This is a genomic window from Tautonia plasticadhaerens, from assembly GCF_007752535.1.
Classification (GTDB): domain Bacteria; phylum Planctomycetota; class Planctomycetia; order Isosphaerales; family Isosphaeraceae; genus Tautonia; species Tautonia plasticadhaerens.
In genome coordinates, this window is record NZ_CP036431.1 from 77,400 (window position 1) to 91,178 (window position 13,779).

At 66.7% G+C, this 13,779-nt stretch carries 7 protein-coding genes; 2 read left to right on the forward strand and 5 right to left on the reverse strand.

The genetic code is table 11. The features are described 5' to 3' along the window. Positions 1 to 91 precede the first annotated feature (91 nt). From ElP_RS37345 to ElP_RS37360, 4 genes are all read right to left on the reverse strand, one after another. Positions 92 to 964, reverse strand: a complete 873-nt coding sequence (locus ElP_RS37345; RefSeq protein ID WP_145280036.1) for a transposase family protein — start codon at positions 962 to 964, stop codon at positions 92 to 94. A gap of 25 nt (positions 965 to 989) precedes the next feature. Further along, a complete protein-coding gene (locus ElP_RS37350; RefSeq protein ID WP_145280038.1) occupies positions 990 to 1,628 on the reverse strand; it encodes a transposase in 639 nt (212 codons plus the stop codon). A gap of 9 nt (positions 1,629 to 1,637) precedes the next feature. Then, complete coding sequence (locus ElP_RS37355) at positions 1,638 to 2,072, reverse strand: winged helix-turn-helix domain-containing protein (protein WP_145269741.1); 435 nt, start codon at positions 2,070 to 2,072, stop codon at positions 1,638 to 1,640. Positions 2,073 to 2,192: 120 nt separating this feature from the next. Next, a complete protein-coding gene (locus ElP_RS37360) occupies positions 2,193 to 3,185 on the reverse strand; it encodes an IS5 family transposase (RefSeq protein WP_231749954.1) in 993 nt (330 codons plus the stop codon). Between the two features lie 120 nt (positions 3,186 to 3,305). Between ElP_RS37360 and ElP_RS37365 the strand changes: the two genes are divergently transcribed. Beyond that, a complete protein-coding gene (locus ElP_RS37365; RefSeq protein WP_145280040.1) occupies positions 3,306 to 5,042 on the forward strand; it encodes a polysaccharide deacetylase family protein in 1,737 nt (578 codons plus the stop codon). Between the two features lie 120 nt (positions 5,043 to 5,162). Next, positions 5,163 to 6,722 carry an ArnT family glycosyltransferase gene (locus tag ElP_RS37370; protein ID WP_145280042.1) on the forward strand — a complete coding sequence of 520 codons (1,560 nt, stop codon included), beginning with the start codon at positions 5,163 to 5,165 and terminating at the stop codon, positions 6,720 to 6,722. On the opposite strand, the gene ElP_RS37375 is transcribed toward ElP_RS37370, so the two are convergent. Continuing rightward, a complete protein-coding gene (locus ElP_RS37375) occupies positions 6,697 to 12,018 on the reverse strand; it encodes a PA14 domain-containing protein (protein ID WP_145280044.1) in 5,322 nt (1,773 codons plus the stop codon). The genes ElP_RS37370 and ElP_RS37375 overlap by 26 nt on opposite strands. Positions 12,019 to 13,779 lie beyond the last annotated feature (1,761 nt).

A 13,779-nucleotide genomic window follows, 5' to 3' on the forward strand; every position in this document is an offset into this window, starting at 1 on the left:
AACAGGATCGATCTCGACCGAAGACTCTAGAGTCGCTGCACAATAAGGGTTTGCCGATCCGACGCCGTACTTCGCCCCTCCCGGCCCCGGGTCAGGCATACATCAGATTGTGCAGACCGGCCACGTTCTTCAGGATCAGGGTGTGGCGCCGGTCCGGGTTGCGATACCGCTCCGAGGCGATCCGCCATATCTCCATCTCGCCGATCCCGTGCTCCGCCACGATCCGCCGCCGGGACACCACCCGGTTCCTCCGCCTCTGGCCCGCCGTCAACTCGCCGCCCCGGGGCCTGCGGATCGGCGTCTCCGGCGAGGTCCCCAGGTACGCCGTGTCGCCCGTCCGCCTCGCATCCGGCGGGGCCACCGCCCGGGTCCGGTCGGAGACCTTCTCGTCGTGGACGCTGCCGGGGAACGACTCGGACACGGCGGCGATCCGCAACCGTTGCGGCTCGGCCCCGGGCCCGGGCGGCTTGGTGCGGCGGGCCGTGACCACCTGGTTCTTGATCGTGTGCCGCTCCTCCTTGCCCGAGTAGAACGCCCGCCGCCTCCCCGTGGGCCGGCGGGTGGGCCGCTCGGTGGCGTCGAGGAACAGCTCCCTGATCTCCTCCGGGTCGAGCTTGATGCGCCGCTCGGGGATGCGAACGATGCCGGCCAGTTGCGGTTGCAGGGGGTTGATGTTGCGGCCCACGGCCGAGTCGTCGAGGCCGAAGAGGGAGCCGAGGAAGGCGTGGGCGGCGTAGGTGCGGTGGTAGATCAGCAGCATCAGGAGGCGGTCGGCCAGGCCCAGTGCGTGCTTCCGCCCGGCGCCGGGCCGGCGTCGGCGACCGGGTCGGTCCTTGCGCCTGGCGTCGGCTCGCTCGTACCGGGGCGTCAGGTCCGCCATCAGTCGGTCGAAGGCGGCCGGGGTGATGCCCGTCAGCTGGCGGAAGGCGTCGGGGGATCGTCGGAGGCGCTCGGTGTGGCTCATCCCGGCAGCCTACCAGGTCGGCCGGCTATTCCAAAGAGACAAGGACTCCAACCGGAGTGGGATCCCGGCGTGGCGGATGAACGAGGCCGGCAGGTCCGGTCGCTGCCGCAAGGCCGAGAAGCAGGTTCGGTCGCTGCCGCAAGGCCGAGGACTCGTCCCACAGCCGGAGCCGGAGCTCTCGGGTGTCCTCGGGCGCATAGCTCGGCAATCGCGGGTACTCGGTGTCGCCCCACACCCCTTCGTCCGGATTCGCATCCGGGGCGTAGCCGGGGAAGTCCTCGGCCTCGATCCCCGGATGCTTGGCCTGGTACGCCTCCACCACCCTCGACCGCTTATGGATCCCGCCCCGGTCCCGGAGGATCGTCATCGGCCCCCGGGGCCGGCCCCGGGGCCGGGCCAGGAAGGAGACCGTGTCCTCCCCGTGGGCGTTGGCGTCGTCCGGCAGCAACCGGAAGACGAGGTTGGGCCGCCGGAGCGCCGGGCTGACGGCCACGGCGCCGATCGCCGAGATCCGGCCCTTGCGATGCCACGCCCCCTGGATCGGGGCCTTTCCCCCGGGGGCGTAGGTGCGGCGGGCCACCGGCTCGAGCGGGGACCCCGACCCGTCGAGGAAGGCGAGTCGGGCCTTCCGCTGCTCGGCCCGCTCGACGATCCGGCGCAGCACCTCGGCCCTTCAGCGGGCGATCCCCTCCTCGTTGCGCTGCTTGGCCCGCCTCTGCGGCCTCTGGCCGGCCCGGTTCAGCCGCCGTCGGATGAGCTTGCGGGCGTGCTCGACGTGGTAGGTGACGCCGAAGCGGCGGCGGATGACCTCGGCGACCCGCTGGGCACTCCACGGGTCGTTGGGCCAGCCGTGGGCCCTGGCCCCCCGCGGCAGCAAGTCCTCGAGCTCCCGGAGTCGCTCGTCGGAGGGCCGGGGCGTCGGGCCGGGATGCGGCCTGGCGGCCAGGGCCTCGGGGGAGTCCTTGGCCATGCCGAGCCGGCGATACAACGAGGTACGGCAGACGCCGAGGATGCGAGCGATGACGGTGGGGGACTCGCCCTGCTGCATCAGTTCGACGGCTCGGCGCCGGCGGCGTTCCAGTTCGCCTGCGGTCCCGATGGGCCTCATACCGGTACTACGCCGCAAACCGCCCAGGTGTTTCTTTGGCCAGGATGGAGTCAATAGGCCTCGAGGTGGCGTTGTTGCACGGAGAGTGTAGTTGCGGGGAGTCTCCCGGCTTGGATCGGCCTACGCCACCCGCACGCTCTGCGGCATCCCGAGGTGAGTCATGACGTTCAACGCCCGGCCCCGGATCGCACCCTCGGTCACCTGACACTCCGGCCTCCGGCTGGCCAGATGATCGCCGAAGATCACCTTCATCCGACAGACCCCCGTCTCGGCCAGCGACCTCATGTGGTAACCGGACTCCCGCTTCCACGCCTTGCGACCGGAACGTCGGATCGCACGCAGGTTCTCGTCACGGGCCAATGGCGGACCGGACGCATCGGCGTGCTTCCAGATCCTGGCATTGCTCCTCGGCGGGATCAGGATCGTCCCCGTGCGGTGCTCCTGCACCCGGTAGACCTTCCGCTTGTCGTAGGCCCCGTCGCCCGCCGCAGCGGCGATCTCCCGGTCGATCGGCTTGAGCAGCGGCTCGACCATCTCGGCGTCATCGACCCCGGCCTCGGTCACCATCGCCGCCTGGATCCCATGGGTCTCGGCCTCGATGGCCAGGTGCAGCTTCCGCCACGTCCGCCACTTCGAATAGCCGTGCTTGCGGACCTTCCACTCCCCCTCGTCGTAGACCTTCAGCCCCGTGCTGTCGAGGACGAGATGCAGCGGCCCCTCGCTCTTGCGGGCCAGGCCCACCGCCAGTTCGACGGCCCGACGGGAGAGGGTACTGTAGTGGGGCACCTCCAGGTCCAGGCCCATCAGCTCGAAGATCGAGGCGGCCATGCCCTGGGTGGCCCGCAGGGGAAGGTGGGAGACGGCCCGGAGCGTCAGCAGGCACCGGATGGCCGCATCGCTGCAGATGTACTGGGCTCCCCACCGATTCGGACCCCGGTAGAGCCAGGCGTCGAGGGCCTCTTGATCGACCCAGACGGTCAGCGAGCCCCGGTTGACGAGGGCTTGGTTGTATTCCCGCCAGTTGCGGATGCGGTAGACGGCCTTCTCGGTGGCCTGGCGAGCGGACGATTGGCGAGGACGACGAGTTCGGCAAGGGGTGCGGGTCTGGCTCATGCCGAAGTATACGGGAGTCCATCGGCCAGGCGAGCCCCTTCATGCAACAACGCCCCTCGAGGTTGGGACCGTCCCCCGTACGATTGACGGCTCCACCGATCCAGCGGAGGAACGAGTGACTTGAATACGAGAGAGCCGGCCCCAGACGGGCGACGACTCCGGGTGCTCATCCTGACGGGGACTGAGCCGCTCATCGTCGCACGGCTTATCGAACGGATCGGACGGCAGCCGCATGAGGCCGCGGTCTGCGGCGTTCTCTACCACCGGCTCCCCGACAAGTCCAAGGGAGAGCGGGTGAGGGAGGTCATCCGGAACCTCGGACGGCCCGCCTACTTCGCCCACTTCGCCCGGCGTGTTGGCGACTCCGTGTCGGCCGCGATCACCTCGCTCGGCCGGTTCCTCCTGAGGTGCCTCCACGCTCATTTCCCGCAGGCGGGCGAGGGCTCTTATGGGCTGGCCGATTTGGTCGCGGAGTGCCGGGGTCGGGGCCGCCCGATCCGGGTCGTCGAAGACATCCACGCCGACTCGACGCTTGAGTTCGTCCGGTCGTTAGGGCCCGACCTCGCGATAGTGTACGGTACGCCGATCCTCAAGCCCTGCCTCTACGAGATTCCCCAGTTCGGATCCATCAACCTTCACCAGCGCAAGGTGCCCGACTACCGTGGAGGCGGGCCGATCGGGCTCTGGGAACTGCTCGATGACCAGCCCGACATCGGCGTAACGGTCCATCGCGTCGTCAGACGGCTGGACGCCGGGGCGGTGCTTAAGAGCGCGACGATCCCCATCGAGCCGTACGACGACCTGACAAGCTTGGCCCTGAAGGCCCACGTCGTGGGGATCGAGTTGCTCGCCGATGTCGTGGCCGACTTCGCTCGCGGCCGCGTGAGCGAGGCTGAGCAGTCCGGGGCATCGCGGATGTTCCGCACGCCCGACCCCGCCGAACTCCGACGCCACCTCCGACGGATCGCGGTCGAGCGGGGGACGTATCGCCCGCCGCGTGGGCGCCCGATCGCCAAGCTCGTCCTCAAGTCCCTCGTCTACCTCCCCCTCGTCCTCGCCCGCAACTGGTATCGGCGGTCGACGGGGCGATTCCCGGTCGTCGTCCTCTACCATCACCTGCTGGCCGATCGCCCGCACTTCATGGGCATACCGACCTCACTCTACGCGCGTCATGTCGCATTCCTCCGACGGTATTATCGCGTTGTCGGACTGCAAGAGGCGTTGGCGATGCTGGAATCGGGGCGGGTCGATGCGCCAACCGTCGTGCTCACGTTCGACGACGGCTATAGGGACAACGTGCTGCGGCTCCGGGCCGCATCGCTGGCATCGCCGGCGCCGGCGATGCTGTTCGTCTGCTCGCGGCACCTCGACCAAGGCGAACCATTCGACCACGACTTGGCCGCCGACGCGCTCGGCTTCGAACCAATGAGCTGGGACGAGGCCCGAGAGCTCGAGCATTGGGGCTTCAGCTTCGGCAGCCATACAAGAACCCACTTGGATTGTGGCACGACCGACACCGAGCGACTGCAACCCGAGATCATCGGCTCGAGGTCGGACATCGAAGGGAAGCTCGGCCATCCCATCGAATACTTCTCCTACCCCAAGGGACTACCCGGCAACATTTCGCCCCAGTCGATTGATATATGCAGATCACATTATAAATGGACTTGCTCTGCATACGGCGGGGTCAACACGATCGATCACGCCGACGCGAGTTGGCACGTCTACCGGATGCCGCATCCCAACGACCTACTCGAGCTGGAATTACAGATCCAACAGGTCCTAGAGCAGCGGCCCGGCCATCGTCTCGACGCCCCCGACACGGCTTCCGACGTTTATGTTCGTGGTGCGACATAGGGTACCGCGCAGGTCGAGCGGAACTGGCCTGCCCCCCTGAAACGAGTCCGCCTGCGATTGTCGCGTTGCAGGCGGACTCGTTTCAGGGGGGCAGGCCAAATCGTAATCAAGGAAACTTGAATGGAAAAAGTTTCGCGCAGGTTGGCACTCCGCCTCGTCGCCCTCCTCGCCGTCGCCTTGGTCCTGAGGCTATTCCTGTTCACCGGCCTTGGACTCGGCGATGATGTGTTCTACATCACGCAATCCCTGGCGATCGCAGAAGACGGGCGTTGGCCACCGGAACCGCTGCACTGGAATACGCGTCTCGGAGTGATATTACCAACGGTGGCGATCGTTAAAACTTTAGGAGTACATACCGTATCATTTGTACTTCTGCCGCTCATCGCCAGCTTGGCGAATATCGTGATCTGCTTCAAAATTGTCGATGCAGATTTTGGCGAGCAGGTTGCCTGGTTGGCTGCCTCGCTGCTCGCGGTCTATCCGCTTGATATCGTTTATAGTACACATCTCTTCCCCGATGTACTCGTCGGGCTATGTTCGACAGTCAGCATCTGGTTCTGGATCATCGCCCTGCGTTCGGGCCGGACCCGTGATTTCGTCGTCAGCGGGACGTTCCTCGCAGTCGGTTACCTCTGTCGCGAGACGGTCGTTATGGACGGCCCGGTCTACCTCGCGCTCGGGCTCCTCGAAGGAAGGCCCCGCTGGGCCCGCCTCCCGTGGTTCGCTCTGGGGCCGCTCTCGGTCGTCCTGCTTGAGGCTGCCCTGTACGCAGCGACTGCCGGATCGCCCTTCTACCGTTGGGGAGCGATCCTGTCTCAGCAGCAAGACGCCACGAATCTCGACCTCATCCGTGGTTCGACGAGCGGCGGGGGATTCTGGACCGATCCGATCCTCTTGCTCGTCTCGAGCCATGAGTTCGGCCTCTTCTACCTGATCTCGCTCCTGGCCGCGCCGGTTGCCGCCTGGCGATGGTCGACATCTCGTCCCTTCGCCGTGTGGCTTATCGTCGGATATCTCTGGACCTACTACGGGACGACCGTCCCGTCGACCTGGGTCACCTTGCAGAGAGACGCCCGCTACGCTGCGGCCCTGGGCGTACCGTCGGCCGCGATCCTCGCAATCGTCCTCATGAAACTCCCAGCGGTCATCCGCCGGCCATCGCTGGCGTTCCTCGTCGTCACGGGCGTGTTCGCGGCCACGCTCGACCAAGGCAACGCGATCATCAAACCTCACCGCGCCTTCGTGTCATCTTCATATGCTCGGGAGGCAGTTCTCGAGCCTTTCGAATACGTCGGGGCCCGCTGGGCAGCTGGTTTCTCGAACACGCCCTCGTTCGCCTGCGCGGACGATCTGGGCAGGGCGTCGGTTGTCCGGCTCGTTCCCTCGCTTGGAGGATCGGACGTACGACCAGCCGACTCGGCCCAATACCTCGTTATATCACCTGAACGACGTCCCGACTTACTCGAGAGGGCCAGTCGAGACGGCTGGACAGTGGTCGATCACTTCCGGGGATCAGCGCCCGGTGGCCGGGCGCTCGTCGCCGAAATCTTAACACGGTTCCCCGCCCAGCGGGAGCGTGCCGAGCGGATGTTGAATCCACCCGGCCTGCTCGTGCTATCGCGGTCCGGGTCGCGACGCGACAAGGATAACGGCCTCAGATCGGGCGGATCCTCCCCCTGATCCCCGGGCGTGTGAGGGCGTTCGGGGGAGCGGTTTCCGGATAGTAGACCTGGAAATTGTCCCCGGCGACTCGATTGTGGTTGTAGACGAAGACCTCGTCGATCTGTGAGCGATTCGTCGGGGTTCCTCCCACGTTCGACTCGTAGTACATCCCGACCGCGAGTAGCGACGCCCCGGCCGGAGCCGCGAACAGCACGTCCCTGATGACATGCCTCCTGGGCGGCAGATCATCGCTCCCGTTGACCGAGTGCATGGGGACAACGGTGATGTTGGATCGATTCCTCAAGTAGCCACCCTCGACGAGGGTCGTCCCGTCCGCAACATAGGGCATGTCGATCCCGACTTCCATGCCCTGGATGTCCGCATCGCGGATGACGAGGCCTCGCTGCATGTAGTCGGCAAAATACAACCCTTTGGCCCAGTAGCCGGTGATGCGCCCCGTCATGTCGCCCTGGTCGACGAATCCATCGAGCGTGAGGTTATTCGTCTCGTAGACGAAACTGCCCCAACCGTGCTGGTGCCAGACCCGGAAATCCTCGACGACTCCGGCGTCGCCCCGCGCTTCCCGATAGTAGGCCCCGAGCCACCACAACGCGAGCCCGTTCCGCGTCGCCCCGTAAGTCTCGTTCCGGGCGAATTCCAGAAGCGGGGTCGCATTCATGTCGACGGTCGTCGACTGGCCATCCATCATCTTGTCCGCGCCCTGGGCCGCGGGGATGCGCACCGAGCCGAGGTAATGCGCGAAGACGTTGAAGCCGTAGCTGTAAGTCCCGCCGCGGATGTTGACCGCGACATTGTCGCGGACGTAATTGTTCGGCCCACGGAGCCAGAAGCCGGTGCCCGCAGCCCCGTCCTCATCGATCCGTTCTCCGGTCCCACTGATCCTCGAGACGAAGTTCCCCTCGATCGTATTGAAGCTCTCAGACCCGTCCTCGGTCACGATCCCGGCCCCCGCCCAGTTGTTGACGACGTTGTCACTCACCAGGCCGTAGTGCGAATCGTGGAGTGTGATCCCCCAGCGGAAGGTCATCGAGTCTCGCGGGTCGGTCACCGCATTGCCGACGAGGGTGAATTGGTATCCGTCGTCGGGGGGTGTTTCCGGCCCGACCAGGTGATGGAAGTGGACGGGATAGCGCCCCGCCTGATTCGTCCCGATGTGGGTGGCTCGCCCGTTCGCGTCGAACGTGGTGTTGTCATCCGCCACGTTTCTCGTCCGCCCCAGCCCCTCGAAGGCGGCATATCGAATGTCGACATCGGCGCGACTGGTGAACATCGTGTGTCCCCGCGTCCCCGATGGGTTTGCCGATCGGATCGACACGTGGCGACTCATGTCTGCCGCATGGGGCAGAAATCTCAAGACGCCATCCCCATCCCTGGCCCCCAAATGGTCGAATCTCAGGGCACTCGAGAGGGTCAGGGTCATGCCATCCGAGGAGATGCCCTGGAGCGTCAGGTACTCCCACTGGGGGACATAATTCCCATCCTGCTCGTTCCAGTCCAGCTGGCGAGTGTCCGGGAGGTAGATCCGATCGCCGGTCCTCCACCCGGTGGCGGGCTCCGCCAGCCGGATCGTCCTGTCACCGGCTTGGGGTTCGGCCGCGAGGCGGATGAACGTCGATGGGATCGGCGCACCATGAATCGTCACCCTGCCCAGGCCGATGAGCCCGTTCCCGTACCGTTCAGGGTCGATGGAGGTGTCGATGGGGAGGTCGGCGAAGACGATCTCGGCCGTCCTATCGGCCGCGACGGGATCCGCCTCGGTCCCGATCCGGAGCTCACCGCCCGCCATCACCAGCAGGTTGCGGGTGGTCAGGCGAGTGTCGATAGCGGGTTCGAAGTCGAGCAGCCCACCGGTCTGGATGGCGACCGTGTCGACCTGGATGTTGCTGACGACGTCGTAGGTGACGTCGTGGCCGGCGAGGATGGAGACGATGTCCCCGGCCCGCGGCAGGCGGTCCCCGGCCCAGGTCGCGGGATCGGACCAGTCGCCGCTGGCGACCGTGGTGATCGTGGGGTTGGCCCCGAAGTTGGGGATGCGACCGTGGTGGGTCTCGATGAATTCGCCGGGGGGCGGTGCCGAAGCAGCGGTCGTGAACGTCCACGAGACGTCGGACATCGCGTTGCCTGCCTGATCACGGGCACCGCCGACCGTCGCCGTGTATGTACCCGAGGGCATCAGGTTGGACGCCGGGTCGAGCGTCGCGGTCCGTGACGCGTCGGCATGGCTGAGGGTCGCCGGCACCTCCATGCCCCCGGCCTCCCGGAGCGTGAATCGGATCGTCCCCGGCTGCACGGACTCGCTGAAGGTCGCCGTGACATTGGAGCCCAGGGCCACGCCCGACGCCCCGGCAGTGGGGCTCCTGCCGGTCACCGTCGGCGGCGTCGTGTCGACGGCGGACGAGGCGACGGTCGTGAACTGCAGGGTCGCCGACGCGGCCAGCGGGTTGCCGGCAAGGTCCGTCGCATCGGTGACCGCCGCCGTGTAGGAGGTCGAGTACGACAGGGGGGAGTTGGGCTGCAGCGTCGCCGCGTACGTCGACGCGTCGTAGCTGAGGGCCGCCGGGACTTCGGCGCCGCCCCCCCTGAGCGTGAAGGCGATTGAGCCGGGATCGACGGGCTCGCTGAAGACCGCCACCACGCCGGCACCGACCGGCACGTCGTTCCGGCCGTTGGCGGGGCTCGTCAGCCGCACCGTCGGCGCCGTCGCGTCGCCGCCGCCGCCGCCCGAGTAGAGCCGCGAACGCGGCACCACCGCCTTGGGCGTCGACGGGCCGCTCCACAGCAGCCGCGCCACCGCACCGCCGCCGTTCTCGTAGTACTCCATCCGCACGTCGTACCGCCGCCCCGCCTCCAGGGCGATCCTCCCGCTGTCCTCCACCGGCGCGTGGTCGCTCCAGTTGTCCACCAGCAGCCGGCCGTCGACCCACAGCCGCACCCCGTCGTCGCCGACGGTGTAGAAGGTGAACGTCCCGCTCGCGGGCGCCTCCACCTGCCCGGACCAGCGGGCGCTGTACGTGTCCGCGCCGATCGCCGAGGAAGGCGAGCCGTTGCCCCAGTCGAAGTTGACCGTCGGGTCGACCCGGGCGACGGTGGACCCGGTGAAGTTCATGTTGTTGTAGTACGTCGCCGACAGCCCGTCTCCGTCGCCCCCGACGGGGGCCGAGGCGGTGGAAAAAGACCACTCGACCGGGGCCATCACGTTGCCCGAGCCGTCGGCCGCCCCGCTCAACCGCGCCGTGTACGTCGCCGCCAGGGCCAGGTCCGCCGCCGGGTCCAGCGTCGCCGTCCGCGTCGCCGCGTCGTACGACACCGACCCCGGCACCGTCGCCCCCGACCCGTCGCGCAGCTCGAAGGCGATCGTCCCGGCCGACACCGCCTCGTCGAACGTCGCCGTCACGCTCGACCCGGCCGGCACGTTGATCGCTCCCGGCTCCGGCGACCGCGACGTCACCGTCGGCGCCGTCGCGTCGCCGCCGCCGCCGCCCGAGTAGAGCCGCGAACGCGGCACCACCGCCTTGGGCGTCGACGGGCCGCTCCACAGCAGCCGCGCCACCGCACCGCCGCCGTTCTCGTAGTACTCCATCCGCACGTCGTACCGCCGCCCCGCCTCCAGGGCGATCCTCCCGCTGTCCTCCACCGGCGCGTGGTCGCTCCAGTTGTCCACCAGCAGCCGGCCGTCGACCCACAGCCGCACCCCGTCGTCGCCGACGGTGTAGAAGGTGAACGTCCCGCTCGCGGGCGCCTCCACCTGCCCGGACCAGCGGGCGCTGTACGTGTCCGCGCCGATCGCCGAGGAAGGCGAGCCGTTGCCCCAGTCGAAGTTGACCGTCGGGTCGACCCGGGCGACGGTGGACCCGGTGAAGTTCATGTTGTTGTAGTACGTCGCCGACAGCCCGTCTCCGTCGCCCCCGACCGGCGGCGGCGGCGGCGGCGGCGGCGGCGGGGCGACCTGCAGCTCGTCTGCGCCGATGTCGGGGCCGGCCCCGGTGAGCCTCGCTCCGCCGTCCCAGTCCGTCGTAACGGCGACACTCGGGTCTCCCCGGTCGATGACCGAGGCCGAAGTGCCGCTGTTCTGAACCAGGTGCAAGGCGCCGGCGCCCGGGGCGACGAACATCGACGCCGTCGCCCCCAGATAGTTCCCGCTCTCGCCGTAGGTTGCGCCGTCGCGCGATCCGATCGGGGCATCGGCCAGATTGTTGCGGATCTCGAGGCCCGAGGTCCCCCACCGCGCCTCGATCGACTTGGCCGTGTTCCCGCTGGTGAGGATCGTGTTGTGGTAGACCTTCGTGTTCGGCGAGTCCCAGACGATGATCTGGGCGTCAGAGGCCGAGCGGCGGCTCGCGCTGAAGAGGCCGGGCCGCATGTAGACGAAATTGTTGCGGATGATGCCGCCCCGGTGATCGCTGCCGGAATTGTCGTACAGGCCGAAGGCAATCGCCCGATCGGTGTCGATGAATGTGTTGCCCTCGATGATGGTATCGGTCGAGTGGTTCCACATCAGGACGGCCGGATTCCAAAGATTGCTGCTGGCCGAATCGGGCGTGTGGAAATTGCGGAAGGTGTTGTGCTGGATGGTCCAACGATCGGCCTCGTGGGCGCTGATGCCATTAGTGTAGCCGACGCCGCTCCCGTGGTCGGTCGTCGGCGGCCCTGAGGTGTATTCGATGAGGCTGTACGCGACGGTGACGTCGTCCACGCCGCCGCCGCCGGGGTTCGCCTTGATGAATTGCTCACCCGCGTCGAAGAGCCGCGTGTGGTAGATCCGGACGCGATCGGCACCGGAGGCGCCCTGCAGGTCGATTGGATGGTAGTAGACCCCGCCGATTGAGAGATTGGCGATGGTCAGATCCTGGGCATTGTAGACAGCGATGCCGTGGGGGACGGAGCCGAAGCTGGCGTTGTCCATGCCACGGCCTCGAAGGACCACGTCGCCGAAGTCATCGGTGGCGCCGCGGATCGTGGCGCCGACGACCTGACGCCCGTTGCCGACGTAGAGCGTACCGGTGAGGTTGTAGGTGCCCGGCTCGATGACGATCGTCTGCCCGGACTGCAGGTTCCCGACGGCCTGGCTCAGCTCCGCGGCCGTGTCGACCCAGATGGCGTTGGGCCCGGGGGCCGGCGGCGCCCCGAGCGAGGGGGCGGCGAGCGGGGACCTGAGCAGGACGCGAGGCTCGAGGTCCTCGAAGCGGCCGATCGATCGCGACCTCGATCGCCTCCGGTCCCCGGCCCGGTTGGCCCGACGTTGGCCGGCGGAGAGGAGAGAACTCAACTGACGGGTCAGGCTGCTCGAGGCCATCGATGGTGCTCCTTGGCGCGCACTAGGACACAGCCACACATGCGTTTAAGCAACTTGTGTGGTCCTGTTAAACCTAGGACGCGGTTGTCCGGTCTGCAACTTCGCCGATCTGCAACTTCGCGAGGGGTCGATCCGCTCCGGAATGCCTTCGGGCGGCGCGGGCCGGGGGGCCAGTGCCGCCAAGTGTGCTCGTGTGTGGGATTCGCGAGAAATTAACTACCGTGGCCGACTCCGCACGGGTGCCGGGGCGCACGCGGGCGACCTCCGGGCATCCGTGTGGCGTGCCGAACGGATTGTGTTGGTTTCGGAACCGCCGGCCGGAGAATGCCGCCAGCGGTCGTGCTGGCGTTGGCCGGGGTGAGTGCCCGAGAATGCCGGGCCGGGTGGAATTCGGCTGCATTGTAGCCGCGGACGACAGCAGTTCAATGCACCACCAATTAACTTGCAAATTTTCTTAAAATGACTTGCTTAAATGATGTAACGATCGATTGATACATCGCAATAACCAAACAATGACGATTGCACCCACCATACAAAACAACAAAATTACATATTAAATCAAAATAATTTGATATTGTGATGTAACCATGATAATTGGCCGAGGCGGTCCGAGGTGGCGGCGGTCGGTGCCTTGCGAATCATCGCCCTGCGGGGGATCGGCTCAGGCTGTGCGCCTCTCACACGCCCATCCTCGTCCGCCACGAGGGGTCCTGTGGGGGCTAACCTCGGGCTGATCGAGCGAATCGTCGCAGGCGGCCTTCATGGCCTCGCGTGATTGCAACAAATGGCCCTCGCATTGACTTCTGCGTCATCGTCTCCGGCTCGGCCTTCGTCGCCGGGTCGGCCCGTGATCGAATTCATTCGGCGTCGCGCCGCGGTATACGCAGAGTTTGGCGATCCGTGACGCTCGGCCTCCAGGTCGGGGCCACACGGCACCGACGACCTCACGACCTACACCCCGGCATTCCGGGCAATCGACATCGACCTTCGGCCGCGTCAGGCCGATGCCGGGAGGCCGTAGGGGCCGACCCTGCCGGAGGCCATCCATGTGAGCGTCAGCGGGTCAGTCGTCGCCCCTCCGACCGTCCTCTCGTGAGGCGTGACTGGTCCTCGCGAGCCCCTTTGAGGGGAATCTCGCATCAGCGTCAGCATCGGGAGGTCCGACCATCGGGGGAGGGTTTCCCCCGGCCCGACATCCGACCATCGGGGGAGGGTTTCCCCCGGCCCGACATCCGACCATCGGGGGAGGGTTTCCCCCGGCCCGACATCCGACCATCGGGGGAGGACCCGTGAAACCCCATCCCGCCCAGTCTCCTCCCTGAGGGCCTGCGATCCGACCTCCCGGGGAGGGATCGCGGGCCGGACTCCCCTCAGGAAATCCGACCATCAGGGGAGGAATTCAACGACCAATGAGGGAGGAATTGCCCCGAGACAACGACCAACGGGGGAGGAATTCAACGACCAACGGGGGAGGATTGTCCGACCAATGAGGGAGGATTGTCCGACCAACGGGGGAGGATTGTCCGACCAATGAGGGAGGGTCGTCCGACCAATGAGGGAGGAAATTTGCCATAAGTCGTTGTGGCGTATAGGCTATTTTTCGGGTAACTCTTATAACTTTTTAACTCTTGTAACTGAGCAACTAGAAGTTGTTGCCTTTGACACTTGTCATGGGAAAGGGAGGCGGCGATGCGCGATGAGGCGCGGGAAGACCAGGCCAGGGGCTCTCTCGGCGATGGCGGATCGGGGGGACGTGACGAG